The following is an 18606-nucleotide window of genomic DNA, read 5'->3' as shown; positions in this document are numbered from 1 at the left end:
ACTCCCCCCCCGGGCGCGCGCGTCGTCCGCGCGTGCGGGCGGGCGCCCCCCCCGCGCCGGGGGGGGGGCGGGGGCCCGCCCCCCCCCCCGCGCCCCCGGCGCCCGGGGCGCCCCCACGGCCGGTGGTTCAGGTGAGGCGGGCCGCGGCGTACGCCTCGATGGCGTCGCGCTGGTACGCCGCGAGCCCCGGTGCGATCGCCTCGTACGCGGCGCGCCACCGCTCGTCCTCCACGCAGGAGCGACCGATCGCGCGGTACTCCTCGGCCGTGACCGGCCGCAGCGCGGTCAGCGACCGGTACTGCCCGTCGATCTCCGCCCGCACCGCGTCGGCTTCGACGGGCGTGCCGGCGGCCATCAGCTCGGCCAGCCGGATCATCAGCGCGGTGCGCTCGCGCTGCCCGGCCTCGATCTCGGCCTCGCTCATCGTCGCCGTGGCCCGCCGGACCTGCTCGGCGAGCTCCGGCCAGTCGCGCAGGGCCTCCTCGTAGTCGGCGGGCCGGGCGCCCTCGAACAGGTTCTCCGGTCGGTTGATTCCGGTCATGGGTGTGCCGTCCTTCCTGGACTCCTCCAGTTCGGCGATCGTGCGGGAGACGGTGACGGCCAGCGTGTCCAGCCGGTCGCGCTCGGCGAGCAGCCGGCGCCGGTGGCCGCGCAGGGCCTCCAGCTCGTCCACCTGCGAGGCCAGGATCAGCCCGATCTCGGACAGGCCCACCCCGAGCGCCCGCAGCACCAGGATCTGTTGCAGCCGCAGCAACTGCGCCTCCTCGTAGTAGCGGTGGCCGTTGGAGCCGATCCGGGCGGGTGGCAGCAGATCGATCTCGTCGTAGTGCCGGAGCGTGCGGGCCGTGACACCCGACATCCGGGCGACCTCCGCGATCGGCCAGACCATCGCCTTCTCCTCACACCTTCGCCTCGGCGGGCCGGTCCCTCCGGCCCTGAACAGGACGGTAGAAGCTGCCGCTGCGGCACCTTCAAGTCCGCGGTCCGGGACGCGCCCGGGCGCTGGACGCGCCCACCGCGCAGCACACCCCGCGATCCGGGACGCCTCGCACGCCGGGGCGCCGTTCGACGGCCCGCCGTCCCCTACGCCCCGAGCCAGTCGAGCGACTGTCCGTGCGGCCCGGTCAAGGCGACCGCCCGCCCGTCCAGAGCGAGGGCGAACGCCGCCCGTCCGGACGTCACCGAGTGGTCGGGCAGCTGCCGCGCGACGGCGGGCAGCGTGGCCGGTGCCTCGTTGGAGATCCAGTGCCCGGGCAGCGTGCGCATCGTGGCCGCGAAGTCCTCCACCGCCGCCGGGGGCAGGTAGCTGAGCACCGCGCTGTGGAACACCACCGGGGTCGCCCCCTCGGGGGATCGCGCCACCAGCTGCCGCACGGTGGCGTTGAGATCGCCCCGGACCAGCTCCGGCGGTTCGGCCCGGGCGATCCGCACGGCGCCGCGCAGCCGTTCCAGGCGGTGGGTCTGCTCGGGCCAGACCAGGGATTCGAGCCAGCGCACGTCGTCCTGGTCCCGGACGTCCAGCGGGTTGAGGTCGACCCCGGCCCGCCAGACCACCTCGGGCAGCCGCGCCGGGAACGGCACCGGGCGCTCCGGCAGCGCGCCCGAGCGGGTCGCCACCCTCCCCGCATGAAGACCCGACCGGACGGACTCGGCGACTGCCGGATTCGAACTGCGGTGCGGGAGTTCGGTATTGACGCCACCGGCCTCGCCTGCGCGCCGGTCGGCCACGGCGACCACCACTGGACGGCAGCGGGCGCGGACGGCCGGCGATGGTTCGTCACCCTCGCCGACCTCGCCCACAAGAGTCACTGCGGCCCCGACCCGGAGAGCGCGCTCAACCGGACTGCGCCGGGCCGTGGCGGGCGCGGAGCCTCGGCCGGGACAGCTCGCCATGACAGCTCGGCGCCGCGTTCGGGCCCGCGCCGCGTTCAGGCCGGCGCCGCCCGGGAGTTCGGCTGCGCCGCTCGCGCCGTCTCCCGCAGGGCGGTGACGAGGCGGGCGAGCGCGGGCTGGCCCCAGGCGCTCTCCCGGACGGCGGCGTGGATCGCGCGGGCCGGCTCCGGCGTGCGGACCTTCCGCACGATCACGCCGGGGTGACGCCGGGCCAGGCCCAGCAGCGGGACCAGCGCCACCCCGAGCCCGGCCGCGACGAAGCCCTGCGCGGTCGGGTAGTCCTCGCTGTCCACCGCGACGCCGGGGCGGAACCCGGCCTCGGCGCAGGCGTCCAGGACGGTGTCGAGGCAGGGGCCGGCCCGCTCGGTGCCGATCCACGGTTCGTCGGCCAGATCGGCCAGGTCGAGGACGCGCTTCGCCCCGAGCGGGTGGCCCTTCGGCAGCACGGCCCGGTACGGGTCGTCGAGCAGGTGGACGAGGCGCAGCCCGGGGTGCTCGCGTCCGTCGGGCCGGACCACCACCGCGAGGTCGGCCCGGCCCCGGAGCACGTCCTGCAACGGGTCCTCGGGGTCGGTCATCGCGAGGTCGAGCCGCACCCCCGGGTGCCCGCCGCGGAAGGCCGCCACGGCGGGCGCCACCAGGGCGGCACCCGCCGTGGCGAAGTAGCGGACGGCCAGGGAGCCGCTGCGCCCGGCCAGCAGGTCGGCGAGTGCCGTCCCGGCCTCGGCCAGCTGCCGTTCGATGACGGCGGCGTGTTCGGCGAGCAGTCGCCCGGCGGCGGTCGGCCGCACCCCGCGCCCGGCGCGTTCGAGCAGCGCCGTGCCGGTCTGCTTCTCCAGGGCCGCCACCTGCTGGCTGACGGCGGACGGGGTGTAGCCGAGCGTGGTGGCGGCCGCGCTCACCGAGCCACCGGTGACCACCGCGCGGAGCACCTGCAGACGTCGTACATCGAGCATGCGGACCAGCCTAAAGGTGTAGGGCGGCTTAAACATGCTGCAGAACATTTCACTTGTCCTGTTGTGTCCCGGCAGGGCAGCGTTCGTCACGGCACTCCGAGGAGGGGGCCGACGACCGAAAGGCAGGTGTCCCGTGGTGCGGATGGCCGTTCTCGCCCTGCTCTGGGGCTCGGGCTTCCTGTGGACCAAGCTCGCGCTGCAGCACGGGCTGACCCCGCTGCAGATCACCGCGGCGCGCTCCGCCCTCGGAGCCGCCGTGCTGCTGCTCCTCGCCCGTGCCGCCCGGCAGCGGCTGCCGCGCGGCGCCGCGATCTGGCTCCGGCTCGCCGTGGCCGCCTTCTTCTGCAACGCGCTGCCCTTCTTCCTGGCCGCCCTGGGCGTGCGGACCGTCGGCTCGGGGCCGGCCGGGGTGCTCAACGCGACGACTCCGCTCTGGTCGCTGGTGATCGGCCTCGCGCTCGGGACGGAACGCGGGTGGCACCCGAGGCGCCTCGGCGGTCTGCTGCTCGGCTTCGCGGGAGTGCTGCTGATCTTCTCGCCGTGGCAGGGCGCGGGGTCGGCGCAGCAGGGCGGTGCCTCCGGCTGGGGCGTGCTCGCTCTGCTGGGCGCGGCCGCCAGCTACGCGGTGGCCTTCACCTACATGGGCCGTGTGCTCACCGGAACCGGGACCGCCCCGCTCGCCCTCTCCGCCGCCCAGCTCACCGTCGCGGCCGGTCTGGGCACGCTCGCACTGCCGGCCGCCGCCGGCAGCGCGGACGGGTTCGACCTCCGGGCGCTGGCGGCGGTCGCCGTCCTCGGGGTGCTCTCCACCGGGCTCACCTTCCACCTCAACTACCGGCTCATCGCCACCGAGGGCGCCACCGCCGCGGCCACCGTCGGCTACCTGCTGCCGGTCGTCTCCACCGGGCTCGGCGCGCTCGTCCTCGACGAGCCATTGAGCCCCCGGACCGTCACGGGAATGATCGTGGTGCTGGCCGGGGTCTTCCTGACCCGCCCGTACCGCCGCCGGGAACGGCCGGTCACGGCCCGCCCGGCCGCCGCACCCTTCGCCCCCACCGACCGAACGAACGGCTCATGAGCTCCGAATCACCCTGGCGGATACGTGACTTCCGCACCCTGTTCACCGCCACCGCGCTCACCCAGCTCGGCACCAACATCGGCTACGTCGCACTGCCCCTGATCGCCGTCGCCGCCCTCGACGCGAGCGCCGGGCAGGTCGGGGCGCTCGCCACCCTCGGGACCCTGGCGTTCCTGGTCATCGGTCTGCCCGCCGGCGCCTGGGTGGACCGGATGCGCCACCGGCGCGTCCTCGTCGTCGCGGACCTCGTGAAGGCCGCCCTGTACGCCTCCGTCCCGCTCGCCTGGTGGCTGGGCGGGCTCACCCTCTGGCAGCTGTACGCCGTCGCGCTGCTGAGCGGCTGCGCCACCGTCTTCTACGACGTCGCCTCGCAGAGCGTGCTGCCCCAACTCGTCGGCCGGGACCATCTGGTGCAGGCGAACGCCGCCGTGGTCGGCCTGATGGCGGTCGGCAACATCGCCGGGCGCGGTGCGGGCGGCGCCCTGGTCCAACTGCTCACCGCGCCCGCCGCCGTGGCCGCGACGGCCGTCAGCCATCTCGGCTCCGCGCTGCGCCTGATCGCCCTGCGCGACACTCCCGCGCCGTCGCCGGCCGCGCCCCGGGTCGGCGCCCCCGGCGCCCCCGGTCTCGGTGCGCAGATCGGGGAGGGCCTGCGGCACGTCCTCGGCAACGCCGAGCTCCGCGCCCTCGCGCTCACCGCGGCCCTCACCAATCTCGGCTTCCAGATCGTCAACACCCTGCTCCCGGTGCTGTTCGTCCGGGAACTCCACCTTCCCGCCGGCGCGTTGGGCCTCTTCTGGGCGGTCGGCGGCCTGGGGGTCCTGTGCGGCTCCCGCTGCGCCCGCCCGTTCGCCGCCCGCGTCGGCTACGGCCGTACGCTCGGCCTGGTCGGCCTCTGCATGGCGCCCGCCGGTCTGCTGGTGCCGCTGATCGGCGAGGGTGCCCGACTGTACGTGGCGGGCTTCGGCTGGCTGCTGCTGCTCTTCAAGACGGGCATGGACAACGTGCTCGGTGTCACTCTGCGCCAGCGGATGACCCCGGACGCGCTGCTCGGCCGGATGAACGCCACCTTCCGTTTCCTGCTCACCGGAGCGATGGCGGTCGGCGCCGCCCTGGCCGGACTGCTCGGCGAGCTGGCCGGGCTCCACCCCACCCTCTGGCTCGGCGGCGCCCTCCTCGCGACCGCCTTCCTCCCGGTCTACCTCTCGCCGATCCGCACCCGCCGCCGCCTCCCCGACCCGCCGACCGGGCCCGCCGCCGCGCCTTCCCCGGGACGGTCTCCGGCCGCGGACCTCAAGTCGGCCTGACGTTCACCGTCGCCCTGCCCGGGTGAGGGCCCGCCCGGGGCGGAGGCGGACGCCCCGGTGCCGGGGTCAGCCTTCCGGGCGCGGGGCGGGCTCCTGGTCCTGTCCGACCTGGTCTGCGGCGTGCGGGAAGGGGCAGCCGCCCGTCGGGGCGCCGCCCTCCTCGAAGGTGCCGAGCTCGCCGATGCGGTAGCCGTCCGGGTAGCTGCGGACCTGCCGGCCGTCGCGGGCCAGGAACGGGGTGCGGCGCGGCGGCAGGAGGCGGATCAGCCTGCCGCGCAGCCGCATGCCGGAGCGGACGGCGTACCGGAGGGCGGCCGGGGGCCTGGGGTAGCCGAAGGCCTCGCGCAGCGGGTCGTCGAGCAGGCAGATCGAGGACATCCGCATCGAGGGCCGCAGCGGGGCCGGGTACCAGGAGGCCATCAGGGCGAGGGTGGCGTCCGAGACGTCCCGGCCGCCCCGGTGGTGGCCGAAGTGGGCGCGCTCGTAGTCGTCCAGCAGCCGCTCGAACGCCTCGTACGTCTCCGGGATGTCGCGCAGGCCCATGTGGCGGCCCAGTTCGCGGTAGTAGTTGGTGGCGGCCCGCACCTCGTGCGCCGAGTACGGGCGCCAGCCGTAGTCGTCCAGCCAGCGCTTGGGCACCACGACGAAGGTGGCGAGCACGTACCGGAAGTCGTCGTCGGAGATGTCGTACCGGTGGTGCATCCGGTTCATCCGCCGGATCGCCTCCCGGCCCTGCTCCGAGTCGAAGCCGTGCTCGACCACGGCCTCCAGGATCAGCACGGTGTCGTCGTAGCGCTTCTGGGTGCGGCGGGTGAACTCGCCGGTCCGCGCGAGCAGCCGGCCGATGCTGGGCACCGCGTAGGTGCGGTAGAGCGCGAAGCCGAGCGACTGGGTGGTGTCCCACGGGAACTCGTACCAACTGCTGATCCGGTAGATCTCGGTGAACTCGGTCTCCGGGTCCATCCGCTGAATCTTCTTCAGCCAGTCGTATCGCTGCACAGGCCGACCCTAGGGGCCGGTCAGGGGCGGGTCAACGCGGTGGGTGCGGTGGGCGGCGGTCAACGCGGTGGGCGCCGGGCGTGGGTGCACGCCCGGCGCCCACCGCGCGGCTAACTTTTCTCGCAGATCTTCCGCCGAGGACGTCGAGATCGCGCGGCGTGCTTCTACCTACTCGTGAGAGGCGCCCACCGGGGCCTCGACGAGGGACGACGAGCCGAGAAGAGGCGCAGGACCATGAAGTACATGCTGCTCATGCAGTTCAGTGAGAAGACGGTCGACTTCCCCAAGATCGAGGAGTGGAAGCCCGAGGAGATCGAGGCGCACATCCGCTTCATGAGGGAGACCAACGGCAAGCTCGCCGAGGCCGGGGAGCTGGTCGACGCCCAGGGGCTGGCCATGCCGGAGACCGCCCGGATCGTGCGCTCGCACAGCGGCGGCGCCCCCGTGGTCACCGAGGGGCCGTTCCCGGAGACCAAGGAGTGGGTGGCCGGCTGGTGGATCGTGGACTGCGACACCGCCGAGCGGGCGGTCGAGATCGCCGCGGACGTCTCCGCCGCGCCCGGCCCCGGCGGTCGGCCGCTGAACATGCCGATCGAGGTGCGCCAGGTGATGTCCGCACCGCCGACCGAGCTGTGACCGCACCTGCCGAAGACGTCGAGGACCTGCTGCGCGCACTCGCGCCGCAGGTCCTCGGCGTGCTCACCCGCCGCTACGGAGACTTCGCCACCGCCGAGGACGCCGTGCAGGAGGCCCTGCTGGACGCCGCCACCCAGTGGCCCGAGGAGGGGCTGCCGCGCAACCCGCGCGGATGGCTGATCCAGGTCGCGGTGCGGCGGATGACGGAGCAGGTCCGCAGCGAGCAGGCCCGCCGCCGGCGCGAAGGCCTGGTGGCCTCGCAGGCGCCGGCCGACCGGTCCACCGCGGCGGCCGCCGACGAGGACGACCCGGCCGCCCGCGACGACACCCTCACCCTGCTCTTCCTCTGCTGCCACCCGGCCCTCACGCCCGCCTCGGCGATCGCGCTCACCCTCCGCTCGGTCGGCGGCCTGACCACCGGGGAGATCGCCCGGGCGTTCCTGGTCCCGGAGACCACCATGGGTCAGCGGATCAGCCGCGCCAAGCAGCGGATCAAGGCCTCCGGCGTGCCGTTCCGGATGCCGGACGCCGCCGAGTGGCCCGCCCGGCTGGACGCCGTGCTGCACGTGCTCTACCTGGTGTTCAACGAGGGCCACACCAGCAGCGCCGGGCCCGACCTGCAACGCGTCGAGCTGTCCCGGGAGGCGATCCGGCTCACCCGGGCCGTCCACGCACTGCTCCCGGACGACGGCGAGGTGGCCGGACTGCTCGCGCTGATGCTGCTCAACGACGCCCGCGGACCGGCCCGCACCGGCCCGGGCGGTGACCTCGTCCCGCTCGCCGAGCAGGACCGCACCCGCTGGGACGCCGCCGCGATCGCCGAGGGCATCGCGCTGATCACGGCCGCCCTGCCGCGCGGGCCGGTCGGGCCGTACCAGGTGCAGGCGGCGATCGCGGCCGTCCACGACGAGGCCCCGACCGCCGCCGAGACGGACTGGCCGCAGATCCTCGCCCTGTACGGCGTGCTGGCACGCATCTCCGACAATCCGCTGGTCACGCTCAACCGGGCGGTCGCGACCGCGATGGTCGCCGGCCCGGCCGCCGGACTCGCCCTCCTCGCCGACGCCCAGGACACCCTCGCCGACCACCACCGGCTGTACGCGGTCCGCGCCCATCTGCACGAGCTGGCGGGGGAGCGCGAGGCCGCCGTCGCCGACTACCGCGCCGCGGCCCGCCGCACTGCCAGCCTGCCGGAACGCCACCACCTCAGCCTGCGCGCCGCCCGCCTGGCGAACTCCGCTGCCCGACCGGAGGGTTCAGCCGACAGCGATCGCCCGCCCGCCGGGCCCGGCCCCGGGGGAGGCTGCACACCATGACGACACCTCCATCCACCCCGGACCTCCCCGGGCAGGACTTCTCCGGTGATGTGGCCGCCTACTACGAGGAGTTCCGCCGGGGGTACCCGCCCCCCGTCCTCGACGCGCTGCGGTCGACCTTCGCCCTGGACGCCGACCCCACCGCCGGGGACGCCGCCCTCGACCTCGGCTGCGGCACCGGACAACTCACGCTCCCGCTCGCCGCCCACGTCCGTACGGTGATCGGCATGGACCCCACGCCGGACATGCTCTCCCGGGCCCGGGCGGCCGCCGCCCGCCACGGCGTCCGCAACGGGCTCTGGCTGCTCGGCTCGGACACCGACGTCCCGGCGCTCGCCGACCTGCTGCCCGCCCGGCTCGCCCTCACGGTGATCGGCAACGCCATCCACTGGATGCGGCACGAGGAGCTGTTCCGCGCCCTGCGCCCGATCACCCGCCCGGGCGGCGGCGTCGCGGTGATCGCCAACGGCACGCCGGTCTGGGCGCAGCAGAGCGACTGGTCCCGGGCGCTGCACACCGTGCTGGAGGAGCACTTCGGCCACCCGCTCGCCGTCTCCTGCGGCACCGCCGACGCCGACCGTGAGCGCTACGCCGGGGCCCTCGCCGCCGCCGGGTTCACGGACGTGCGGCAGAGCACCGTCGACTACGAGGGCGAGCTGACCTTCGAACAGCTCCTCGGTACCGTCTGGTCCGCCGTGCCCGCGTCGGCCCTGCCCGCCCCGGCCGACCGGGAGGCCTTCGCCGCCCGGCTGCGCGCCGCACTGCCGCCCGGCCGGGCGGTGTACCCGGAGCACGTCCGGGTCTCGATCCTCACCGGGCGGGTCTGACCGGCTCGCCCGGGACGCCGCGGGGTGCGGCGGCGTTCACCCCGTGGCCGTCGTCGGCGGCCACGGGGACCCCGGCCTCGCGCCCGCCCCCGGCCGGCTGACGGGTGATCACCGGTGCCGCGCCCGCGGTGTCCCGGTAGGATCGGCTGATCATGGACCCGAGCGCGGAGCACACGATGATCGCCGTCCCGCCGGGGCGGGTGACGCTGTCGGACCGGCGGACGCAGCGCAGCTGGGCGGTCGAACTCGCGCCCTACCGGCTCGGGGCGTTCCCGGTCACCCGGGCGCTGTACGCGCAGGTCACCGGCGAGCGGCCGGGCACGGCCCGCGGGGACCGGCTGCCCGTCGAGAGCGTCTCCTGGTGGGACGCCGTCCGGTTCTGCAACGCCCTCTCCCGGCGCGACGGGCTCGCGCCGGCCTACCGCCGGGACGCCGACGGCGAGGGCGTCACCTGGGACGCGACGGCCGACGGCTACCGACTGCCGACCGAGGCGGAATGGGAGTACGCCTGCCGGGCCGGTACGACCGGGCCGCACTACGGACCGCTCGACGAGGTCGCCTGGTACCGCGGCACCTCGCGGGAGCGGATCCACGAGGTGGGCGGTCGGCGGCCCAACCCGTGGGGCTTCCACGACATGCTCGGCAACGTGTGGGACTGGTGCTGGGACGTCTACGACGCCGAGGTCTACGCCACCTACCGGGTGCTGCGCGGGGGCGGCTGGTTCGACGAGCACTGGAGCTGCCGGGCCTCCGCGCGGCGCCGCAGCCACCCGAGCTTCCGGGTCGACGACGTGGGGTTCCGCGTCGCTCGCTCGCTCGGGGCCTGAGGCGCCGAACGGGGTGCGGGTCGTCAGGTGCGCCGCTCGGCCTCCCGGGCCGCGCGCTCCACCCGGTTCCGGTGCTCCTCCCACCACGTGCGGTCGCCGGGCGCCATGTTGTCGTCCCCGGGCCGCAGCCCCGTGGTCCCGTCGAGGAGTTCCCGGACGATGTCCGCGTGCCCGGCGTGCCGCTGGGTCTCCGCGACCACGTGGACGAGGACGCGGTGGAGCGTCTGTTCGCTCCGGTTCCCCCACGGCGCCCGGCCGACCGCGTCGAGCGGCAGCGACTCGATCGTCGTGTCCGCGTGGGCGCAGGCCTCGCGGTACCGCCCGACGATCTGCTCCCGCGTCTCGTCGGGGGTCGCCCACAGGTCCGCGTTCGGCTCGGCGTCGCCCGTGATCCAGAGGGGCGTCCCGGCGAACGGCCGCCCGAAGGTGGCGCCGAAGTAGACCGCCTCGGCGCCGGTCGCGTGCTTGACCAGTCCCAGCAGATTGGTGCCGGTCGGAGTCATCGGGCGGCGTATGTCGTACTCCGACAGCCCGTCGAGCTTCCAGAGCAGGGCATCGCGTGCGTCCTGCAGATATATCTGAAGATCTGCCTTGGAATCTGATCCGATCATGTGGATCAGTCTGTCGTCCAGGCGGTCCCTGTCCACCGGTTTTGGCGCAACTCCCGCGCCACCGGCCCCCCTTCCGCCGGGGTCCGGCAGCGCGGCACTCGGCGGGCACTCAGCGGGCCGGTGCGGTTCCGCCGGGAGGTGCGGACAGTGCGGTGGCGGCGGCGTCGAGGATGTTCCGGAACGTGCGGGTGATGACCGGCCGGGCGAACAGACGGGTGAGGAGGCCGCCGAGCAGCGGGATCCCGACCTCGGCCCGGGTGGTCCAGCGGACCAGGGTGCCGCCGTCGACCTCCGTGAACGTCATGCGGCCGAGCTCGTGCCGGGACGGCGGCAGGCTCCGGTCGACGACGTACTCGGTGGCGTACGGCGGGTCGTAGTGGGTGATGCGCTCGCTGAACCGGCCGATGAGCCACAGGTGGTCGCGGACCGCGCCGACGCCGTAGGGCGCCCCGCTGCCGTGCCGTACGAGGCGGCAGCGCAGCACCAGCGGCGAAGCCGTGTAGTTGGTGGTCGTGGTGAGCCAGTGGAACACGTCGTCGATGGGGGCGTCGATGACGCGTTCGACGGTCATGGTCTCCATGGCGGTCTCCTCCTCGGTCGAGCCGGTTCGGCTTCTCGCGCGCCAGGGAGACGCCCCGCACCGGCGGAACGTGACACCCCGTCAGCGTGACCCCCGTCATGCCGGCGGCCATCGGGAAGTTCGCCCGCCGAGGGCGCGGGGTGCCGGCGGCCGGGGCCGGGGCGGACCCGGTCCCGGCCGTGCCGGGCGGTGCTCCGGACAGGCCCTAGGCGAACTGGCCGGGCCGGTAGTCGCCGGCGGGCATCCCGAGCATGACGTTCCCGCGGTTGAAGGCGTTGATGATGGTGATGACCCCCACCAGGGCGCCGAGTTGGTCCTCGTCGTAGTGCTGGGCGGCGTTCGCCCAGACCCGGTCCGGGACGCCGCCGGCCGCGTCGGCGATGCGGGTGGCCTCCTCCGCGAGCTCCAGCGCCGCGCGCTCGGCCTCGGTGAACACCGTGGCCTCCCGCCAGGCGGCGACCAGGTTGAGGCGCTCGGCGGACTCTCCGGCGTGCACGGCGTCCTTGAAGTGCATGTCGGTGCAGAAACCGCAGCCGTTGATCTGGCTGGCGCGGAGCTTCACCAGCTCCTGCGTCGCGGCCGGCAGGGTCGAGCCCTCAAGGACCTTGTTCGCGGCGATGATGTGCTTGAAGACCTTGCCCAGTACGGGGTTGGTGAAGGGGTTCAGGCGTGCTTCCATGATCTGCTCCAGGGCCGTCGTCTGGCAGTTGCACATCATGGACGAGACAGCCCGGTGATTTGTGACAGGGAAGTTCCGTGCCGTGCGCGGCCCCTGTCGTGCCGGGGCCGCCGACCCGACACTCACCCCGCTGGGCCCGCGGGGCCGGCGCTCCCGGCTCGGGCGGCCGCCTCCTCCAGCAGGGCCCAGCCGTCGACCTCCACCGCCCGTGGTTCCCCCGGCCGCCACCCGTGGGCCGGTGCCACGTCGAGCAGGGCTCGGACGGCGCCCGGTTCGTGCAGGTTCAGGGAGCCGCCCCGGACGTACCCCACGTCCCCGGAGCCCAGGGGGAACCCGCCCGGGACGAACCGGTCCGGGCCCTCGGTGAACACGATGCGCAGCGGGCCGCCGCTGCCGGCGGGCTGCGGGTACAGCGTGAGGGTCTCGCGGCACTCCGTGGACCGGCCGTCGCCCCGCGCGCGGTGGCGGTGGCGGAGCGTCCACAGGTACACGCGCCCGTCGGCGACCAGTCGGCGGGGCTTCTTCGGATGGCGTGGCACGGGGCCGAGCGTACGCGGCCCGATCGCCGGGGCGCCCCGGGCCCGACGGGCCGGGGCAACGGAGAGTGACCGTGGGGGTGGGTTAAGCGGACTTGAATCTTTGCGAACGAATGTTCGATCCTGAGGGTGTGCCCGTTTTCGAATCTGTTTTCGAATCCACCGTCGAGCGGCAGCCGCTCCGACCGGTGGTGTCGGCGGCTGCGCTCGGTGCCGGTCCGGGGGCGGTCGGCGGTCGGCGCGGGCTGCTGCCGGTGCTGCCCGCGCTGGGGGCGGTGCTGCCGGAGGGCGGGCTGCGGCGGGGGACGACGGTGTCGGTCGGGGCCGGGGACACCGGGTTGCTGCTCGCGCTGGCGGCCGGGGCGCGGGAGTCGGACGGCGGCTGGGCGGCGGCGGTCGGGCTGCCTGATCTCGGACTGGCCGCGGCCGCCGGATACGGGCTGGACCTGCGGCGGCTGCTGGTGGCGGACGACCCCGGGCCGCACTGGGCCGAGGTGGTGTCGGTGCTGGCCGGGGCGGTCGAGCTGATCATGCTGCGCCCGGACGGGCCGGTGGCGCCGAAGCCGGCCGCCCGGCTGGCGGCCGTGCTGCGGCGCAGCGGGTGCGTGCTGCTGGTGGCCGGGCCGTGGCCGGGGGCGGGGCTGCGGCTGGAGGTGCGCTCCGGCCGGTGGTTCGGGCTGGGGGACGGGCACGGTCAGCTCACCGGGCGGCAGGTGGAGGTGGTGGCCGAGGGGCGTGGCTCGGCGGTGCGCGGGCGCACCGCCCGGCTCTGGCTGCCGGACGCACACGGCGAGGTACGGGCGGTGGCCGAGCCGGCCGGGGTGGGGGAGGACGTGCCGTCGGGGGCCGGAGCGGGCCTCGACCGTATGGCGGTGGTGTGAGATGGCCGGCAACGGAGTGCCCGGAACACCCGGGGCGACCGGGGTGCCCGGGACGCCCCGGGTGCTGGTGGTCTGGTGCCCGGACTGGCCGGTCGTGGCCGTCGAAGGGCGTGCGGGCGGTGGGAGCGACACCCCGCTGGCGGTGGTCGCCGGTGGGCGGATCCTGGCCTGTTCGGAGGCGGCCCGGGCGGCCGGCGTGCGGCAGGGGCAGCGGCTCAAGCTGGCCCAGCGGCTCTGTCCCGCGCTGGAGCTGCGGGAGCGCGACCCGGAGGCGGAGACCCGGCGGTTCGAACCGGTGGTCGCGGCGGTCGAGGCGTTCACGCCCCGGGTGGAGGTGTTGCGCCCGGGCCTGTGCGCGATCCCGACGAAGGGGCCGAGCCGGTACTTCGGCGGCGAGGAGGCGCTGACGGCGAAGGTGCAGCGGGCGGTGGCGGCTGCGCTGGCCGGCGCGGCGGACGGGGACGGGGAGGAGGCCTGGGACAGGGAGGGTCCGGAACAGCAGACCCACCCCGCCGACCCCGAGCCCGCCGGACGCCCGCACCCGCCGGGGGCCCACGCCCACGCCCACACCCACGCGGACAGCGACACCCACCCCGACAACGACACCCACACCCACCCCGACGCCCGTGCCGCGTGGACGCACCCGGCGGAGGCCGACCGTGCGGCGGCGCGGCGGCGGGCCGGTGCGGTGGACGGCCTGTTCGCCGCCGCGCCCGCAGCGCGGGACGGCGCCCCGGGCGGGTTCGCCCGCCCGCCCGAGCCGTACGGGGTGGAGCTGCACGCGGTGGAGCCGCACGTGGCGCGGGCGTCGGCCGGGGCCGGGCGGCCCGAGGGGGCGGGCTCGGCTCCCCGGGCCCACGTCGGAGTCGCCGACGGCCTGTTCGCCGCCGTGCTGGCGGCCCGGGCGGGGGTGCTGGTGCCGGCCGGTCGGACGGCGGAGTTCCTCGCGCCCTACCCGGTGGCCGCGCTCGGTGACGAGGGGCTGGCGGAGCTGCTGGACCGGCTCGGCCTGCCCACCATCGGGGCGTTCGCCGCGCTGCCCGCCGAGGCGGTCGCGGACCGCTTCGGCCCGACGGGCACGGCCGCCCACCGGCTGGCCCGGGGACTGCAGCCGCGCCCGCTGGTACCGCGCACGGAGGGCCCGGACCTCTCCGTCGAGCAGTGCTTCGACCCGCCGGAGCCGCTCGCCGAACCGTTGGTGTTCGTCGCCCGCACCCTGGCCGAGCAGCTGCACCGGCAGCTCGCCGGGGCGGGCCTGACCTGCCAGCGGGTCGCCGTCGAGGTGGCCTGCGCGGACGGGCGGACCGTCTCGCGGCTCTGGCGGCACGAGGGCCGGCTGTCGGCGACGGCGCTCGCCGAACGCGTCCGCTGGCAGCTCCAGGCCTGGCAGGGCGCGGGTACGTTCGCCGTGCCGGACGGCGGGCAGTCGCACGACGCGGGCTTCACCGCCCTGCGGCTGGTGCCCGACGACCTCTCGCCCGACCAGGGGCGGCAGCTGGCGCTCTGGGGGCAGGCGGTCGCGGACGACCGGGTGGAGCGTGCGGTGGCCCGGGTCCAGGCGGTGCTCGGGCATGCCGGGCTGCGCCGGATCGAGCCGGCCGGCGGGAGGGGGCCGGGCGAGCAGGCGGTCCGGGTGCCGTGGGGCGAGCCGTACGACCCGGCGGCCCCGGCCGACGCACCCTGGCCGGGGCGGCTGCGGGACGTCTGGCCGGCCGTGGTGCACCGCGCCCCGGTGCCGGTCGCGGTGCTGGACGCGGCCGGCCGGCCGGTGGTGGTGGACGGCCGGGCGGGGGTGTCGGCCCGGCCGGTCCGGATCGCGGTGCGCGGGCGGGACCTGATGGTGGACGGCTGGACCGGGCCCTGGCCGGCGGTCGAGTACTGGTGGGACCAGGCGCGGGCCCGCCGCCGGGCCCGCTTCCAGGTCACGGTGACGGACGGTCGCGCGCTGCTGCTCACGGTCGAGAACGGCGAGTGGTTCGTGGAGGCCGGCTACGACTGACGGCAGGCGGGCAGCCGGACCGGCAGGCAGCGGGGCGGACCGGCAGGCGGACCGGCAGACAGGCAGACCGGGGCCGCAGCAGCGGCGGACGAGCACGGAGGCCGGAGAGCCGAGCACAGCAGGAGCAGGACCGGGGGGGAGGCAGCACACGAGCGAGACCGAAGGCGACAACCCCCGATGGGATTCACCAGCCACCCCACGCTCCCCTGGAGCGAACTGCACCGGCGCCTGGCCGGCGGCCGGCCGGGCCAGGCCGTCGGTGAGGTGGTGCCACTCCGCCGTGCCGAGGGCCGGGGCCCCGGGCCGGCCGAGCCGACCGGGGACCCGGCCTGGGCGGAGCTGCACGTCCACTCGGCCTTCAGCTTCCTCGACGGTGCCAGTGACCCCGAGGAGCTGGTCGCGGAGGCGGCCCGGCTGGGCATCGAGACGCTCGCGCTCACCGACCACGACGGTCTCTACGGCGCGGTCCGCTTCGCCGAGGCGGCCCGCGAGGCGGGCATCGGCACGGTGTTCGGCGCCGAGTTGACGCTGCGCCGCGGCCAGGAGGTGGAGCACCTGCTCGTGCTGGCCCGCGATCCGGCCGGCTACCGCCGTCTCTCCGCGGCGATCGGGGCCGCCCAGCTGGCGGGCGGGGCCAAGGGCCGGCCGGCGTACGACTTCGCCGCGCTCGCCGGCGCGCACGACGGCCACTGGGCGGTGCTCACCGGCTGCCGCCTCGGCCGGGTGCCGGCCGCCCTCGCCGCCGGAGCCACCATCGGAGCCGCCACTGGACCCGCCGCCGGAGCCACTCCTGGGGCCCACCCCGACACCGGGGAAGGCACCCGCGAGGCCGAGCGCCGGCTGCGCACGCTCACCGAGGCGTTCGGCCGCGAGAACGTCCACGTCGAGCTCATCGACCAGTGGCTGCCCGGCGACGACCTGCGCAACGACGCCCTCGCCGCCCTGGCGGCCCGGCTCGGCCTCCCCGTCGTCGCCTCCACCAACGCCCACCACGCGGGCCCGGCCCAGGGCCGGTTGGCGCAGAGCCTGGCCGCCCTGCACGAGCGCCGGACGCTCCAGGACGCGGCGGGCTGGACCCAGGCGGCCGGCACCGCGCACCTGCGCTCGGGCCGCGAGATGGCGGCCCGGCTGGCCCGCTTCCCGGGGGTGCGGCAGGCCACCGTCGACCTGGCCCGGGCCTGCGCGTTCGACTTCACCCGGCTCGACCCGGAGCTGCCCGGCTTCCCCGTCCCGCCCGGCCACACCGAGATCAGCCATCTGCGCGCGATGGTCGCCGACGGCGGCCCGGCCCGCTTCGGGCCCGGGAACGCGGCCGCCCGCCGGCAGCTCGCCAAGGAACTGGACGTCATCGAGGACCTGGACCTGGCCGGGTACTTCCTGATCGTCCACGACATCGTCGACTTCTGCCGCCGCGAGTCCATCTGGTGCCAGGGCCGGGGTTCGGCGGCCAACTCGGCGGTCTGCTACGCGCTCGGCATCACCGCCGTCGACCCGATCCACTACCGGCTGCTGTTCGAACGCTTTCTCTCCACCGCCCGGGACGGGCCGCCCGACATCGACCTGGACATCGAGAACCGCCGCCGGGAGGAGGTCATCCAGTACGTCTACCGCCGCTACGGGCGCGAGCACGCCGCCCAGGTCGCCAACGTGATCACCTACCGGCCCCGGCTGGCGCTGCGCGACGCCGCCCGGGTGCTCGGCTACCCGCAGGGGCAGGTGGACGCGTTCAGCCGGCAGAGCGACTTCCGCTCCCCGCCCGGCGCGGACGCCGTCATCCCCGCCGACGTGCTCGCCCTGGCCGGGCAACTGCACGGCCTGCCGCGCCACCTGGGCATCCACTCGGGCGGCATGGTGCTCACCCGGGAGCCGATCGCCGAGCTCTGCCCGACCGAGTGGGCCCGGATGCCGGGGCGGTCGGTGCTGCAGTGGGACAAGGACTCCACCGCCGGTGCCGGGCTGGTCAAGATCGACCTGCTCGGGCTCGGCATGCTATCCGCCCTGCACGACACCTGCGACCTGATCGCCGCACACCACGGTGCGCGCTACGACCTGGCGACCATCCCGGACGACGACGCGGGCGTGTACGCGATGCTGCGACGGGCGGACACGGTCGGTGTCTTCCAGGTCGAGTCGCGCGCCCAGATGGCGACCCTGCCGCGGCTCAAGCCGGACCACTTCTACGACCTGGTGGTCGAGGTGGCGCTGATCCGCCCGGGCCCGATCCAGGGCGGGTCGGTCCATCCGTACCTGCGGCGCCGGGCGGGGGTCGAACCGGCCGGCTGTCCGCACCCGTTGATGGAGAACGCGCTCGGCAAGACCCTCGGGGTGCCGCTGTTCCAGGAGCAGATGATGCAACTGGCCATCGACTGCGCCGGGTTCACCCCCGCCGAGGCGGACCTGCTGCGCCAGGCGATGGGCTCCAAGCGTTCGCACGAGCGCGTCGCCCGGCTGCGCGAGCGGTTGTTGAGCGGCATGGCCGAGCGCGGCATCCCGCCGGAGACGGCCGAGGACGTCTACGTCAAGATCGAGGCCTTCTCCAACTACGGCTTCCCGGAGAGCCATGCGATCAGCTTCGCCTACCTGGTGTACGCGAGCGCCTGGCTCAAGTACCACTACCCGGCCGCCTTCACCTGCGCGCTGCTGGCCAACCAGCCGATGGGCTTCTACGCGCCGCTCAGCCTGATCTCGGACGCCCGGCGGCACGGGGTGCGGGTGCGCGGGGTGGACGTCAACGCCAGTGGGCCCCGGCCGACCCTGGAGCCGTACCGGGGGCCGACCCCGACCCCGCCGCTCACCGCCGGCAAACCGCAGCCGGCCGTCCGGCTCGGGCTGGAAACCGTCCGCGGTGTCGGCACCCCGCAGGCCGAGGCGATCGCGGCCGGGCAGCCGTACGCGGACCTGGAGGACTTCGCGCGTCGGACGGCCCTGCCCGCGCCGGTGCTGGAGGCCCTCGCCGCGGCGGGTGCGTTCGGCTGCTTCGAGCTGAGCAGGCGGCAGGCACTGTGGGCGGCAGGGGCGTTCGCCGGGGTGTCGGCGGCGCTGATCCCCGGCACCACGCCCGGTACCGAGGCCCCGCCGCTGCCCGAGATGACCCCGGTGGAGGAGACCATCGCCGACCTCTGGGCCACCGGCGCCTCCGCCACCAGCCACCCCGTCCAGCACCTGCGCGCCCATCTGGAGCGCGGCGGCGCGCTGACCGCCGCCGAGCTGCCGGGCGTGGAGCCCGGCGCGGCGGTGGTGGTCGGCGGCCTGGTGACGCACCGCCAGCGGCCGCCGACGGCGGGCGGCGTCCTGTTCCTCAGCCTGGAGGACGAGACCGGCCTGATCAACGTGATCTGCAGCCGCCCGGTCTGGGAGTCCCAGCGCCGTACCGCCCTCGACCGGGCCGGCCTGCTGGTGCACGGCCACATCGAACGGGACCGCGGCGCCACCAACCTGGTCGCCACCCGGCTCACCCCGCTGCGCCTGGGGGTCTGACCCG

The 18606-nt window shown here is 75.5% G+C and carries 18 protein-coding genes; 9 read left to right on the top strand and 9 right to left on the bottom strand.

Annotated features, from left to right (window positions below; all coding sequences use genetic code 11):
• Nucleotides 1-127 precede the first annotated feature (127 nt).
• From ACFVYI_RS16295 to ACFVYI_RS16285, 3 genes are all read right to left on the bottom strand, one after another.
• The gene (locus ACFVYI_RS16295; protein WP_387885689.1) at nt 128-889 is read right to left on the bottom strand and encodes a MerR family transcriptional regulator; all 762 of its coding nucleotides are present in this window, start codon (nt 887-889) and stop codon (nt 128-130) included.
• 194 nt (nt 890-1083) lie between these two features.
• The gene (locus ACFVYI_RS16290; protein ID WP_387885687.1) at nt 1084-1617 is read right to left on the bottom strand and encodes a DUF2332 family protein; all 534 of its coding nucleotides are present in this window, start codon (nt 1615-1617) and stop codon (nt 1084-1086) included.
• A gap of 311 nt (nt 1618-1928) precedes the next feature.
• The gene (locus tag ACFVYI_RS16285; protein WP_387885685.1) at nt 1929-2849 is read right to left on the bottom strand and encodes a LysR family transcriptional regulator; all 921 of its coding nucleotides are present in this window, start codon (nt 2847-2849) and stop codon (nt 1929-1931) included.
• Between the two features lie 142 nt (nt 2850-2991).
• Between ACFVYI_RS16285 and ACFVYI_RS16280 the strand changes: the two genes are divergently transcribed.
• Entirely contained in the window at nt 2992-3927 is a 936-nt protein-coding gene (locus tag ACFVYI_RS16280; RefSeq protein WP_387885683.1) for a DMT family transporter, read from the top strand.
• On the top strand, nt 3924-5234 hold the full coding sequence (locus ACFVYI_RS16275; RefSeq protein WP_387885681.1) for an MFS transporter: 1311 nt from the start codon (nt 3924-3926) through the stop codon (nt 5232-5234). The genes ACFVYI_RS16280 and ACFVYI_RS16275 overlap by 4 nt, the downstream gene beginning before the upstream one ends.
• A gap of 66 nt (nt 5235-5300) precedes the next feature.
• Here ACFVYI_RS16275 and ACFVYI_RS16270 read toward each other — a convergent pair whose 3' ends face one another.
• Nucleotides 5301-6233 carry an oxygenase MpaB family protein gene (locus tag ACFVYI_RS16270; protein ID WP_387885679.1) on the bottom strand — a complete coding sequence of 311 codons (933 nt, stop codon included), beginning with the start codon at nt 6231-6233 and terminating at the stop codon, nt 5301-5303.
• Nucleotides 6234-6467: 234 nt separating this feature from the next.
• On the opposite strand from ACFVYI_RS16270, the gene ACFVYI_RS16265 reads away from it, so the two are divergent.
• Genes ACFVYI_RS16265 through ACFVYI_RS16255 form a run of 3 tightly spaced genes read left to right on the top strand, consistent with a single transcriptional unit; the run spans nt 6468 to nt 9012 of the window.
• Nucleotides 6468-6869 (top strand): YciI family protein, encoded by a 402-nt coding sequence (locus ACFVYI_RS16265; RefSeq protein ID WP_387885676.1) that lies wholly within the window; start codon nt 6468-6470, stop codon nt 6867-6869.
• Nucleotides 6866-8185 carry an RNA polymerase sigma factor gene (locus ACFVYI_RS16260; RefSeq protein ID WP_387885673.1) on the top strand — a complete coding sequence of 440 codons (1320 nt, stop codon included), beginning with the start codon at nt 6866-6868 and terminating at the stop codon, nt 8183-8185. The genes ACFVYI_RS16265 and ACFVYI_RS16260 overlap by 4 nt, the downstream gene beginning before the upstream one ends.
• A complete protein-coding gene (locus ACFVYI_RS16255) occupies nt 8182-9012 on the top strand; it encodes a class I SAM-dependent methyltransferase (RefSeq protein WP_387885670.1) in 831 nt (276 codons plus the stop codon). The genes ACFVYI_RS16260 and ACFVYI_RS16255 overlap by 4 nt, the downstream gene beginning before the upstream one ends.
• Here the strand turns inward: ACFVYI_RS16255 and ACFVYI_RS16250 are convergent.
• Nucleotides 8996-9166 carry a hypothetical protein gene (locus tag ACFVYI_RS16250; protein WP_387885667.1) on the bottom strand — a complete coding sequence of 57 codons (171 nt, stop codon included), beginning with the start codon at nt 9164-9166 and terminating at the stop codon, nt 8996-8998. The genes ACFVYI_RS16255 and ACFVYI_RS16250 overlap by 17 nt on opposite strands.
• On the opposite strand from ACFVYI_RS16250, the gene ACFVYI_RS16245 reads away from it, so the two are divergent.
• Nucleotides 9165-9839: a formylglycine-generating enzyme family protein gene (locus tag ACFVYI_RS16245; RefSeq protein ID WP_387885664.1), complete on the top strand. Its 675-nt coding sequence runs from the start codon at nt 9165-9167 to the stop codon at nt 9837-9839. The genes ACFVYI_RS16250 and ACFVYI_RS16245 overlap by 2 nt on opposite strands.
• A gap of 23 nt (nt 9840-9862) precedes the next feature.
• Here the strand turns inward: ACFVYI_RS16245 and ACFVYI_RS16240 are convergent, their stop codons facing one another.
• The 4 genes from ACFVYI_RS16240 to ACFVYI_RS16225 all read right to left on the bottom strand — a co-directional run bounded on the left by ACFVYI_RS16240 (nt 9863) and on the right by ACFVYI_RS16225 (nt 12248).
• Nucleotides 9863-10450, bottom strand: coding sequence for a DinB family protein (locus ACFVYI_RS16240; protein WP_387885662.1), 588 nt, complete (start codon nt 10448-10450; stop codon nt 9863-9865).
• Between the two features lie 109 nt (nt 10451-10559).
• Entirely contained in the window at nt 10560-11030 is a 471-nt protein-coding gene (locus tag ACFVYI_RS16235; protein WP_387885660.1) for an SRPBCC family protein, read from the bottom strand.
• Nucleotides 11031-11235: 205 nt separating this feature from the next.
• Complete coding sequence (locus ACFVYI_RS16230) at nt 11236-11709, bottom strand: carboxymuconolactone decarboxylase family protein (protein ID WP_387885658.1); 474 nt, start codon at nt 11707-11709, stop codon at nt 11236-11238.
• Nucleotides 11710-11831: 122 nt separating this feature from the next.
• Nucleotides 11832-12248, bottom strand: coding sequence for a hypothetical protein (locus ACFVYI_RS16225; RefSeq protein WP_387885657.1), 417 nt, complete (start codon nt 12246-12248; stop codon nt 11832-11834).
• A 128-nt stretch (nt 12249-12376) separates the two neighbouring features.
• On the opposite strand from ACFVYI_RS16225, the gene ACFVYI_RS16220 reads away from it, so the two are divergent.
• From ACFVYI_RS16220 to ACFVYI_RS16210, 3 genes are all read left to right on the top strand, one after another.
• Nucleotides 12377-13126 carry a hypothetical protein gene (locus ACFVYI_RS16220; protein ID WP_387885654.1) on the top strand — a complete coding sequence of 250 codons (750 nt, stop codon included), beginning with the start codon at nt 12377-12379 and terminating at the stop codon, nt 13124-13126.
• Nucleotide 13127: 1 nt separating this feature from the next.
• On the top strand, nt 13128-15125 hold the full coding sequence (locus ACFVYI_RS16215) for a hypothetical protein (protein ID WP_387885651.1): 1998 nt from the start codon (nt 13128-13130) through the stop codon (nt 15123-15125).
• A 177-nt stretch (nt 15126-15302) separates the two neighbouring features.
• A complete protein-coding gene (locus tag ACFVYI_RS16210) occupies nt 15303-18602 on the top strand; it encodes an error-prone DNA polymerase (protein ID WP_387885648.1) in 3300 nt (1099 codons plus the stop codon).
• The last annotated feature ends 4 nt before the right edge of the window (nt 18603-18606 follow it).

It is taken from the genome of Kitasatospora sp. NPDC058218, assembly GCF_042882445.1.
Lineage (GTDB): Bacteria > Actinomycetota > Actinomycetes > Streptomycetales > Streptomycetaceae > Kitasatospora.
Note: the sequence above shows the minus strand (reverse complement) of the source record. Positions and strands in the feature narration are given on the sequence as shown.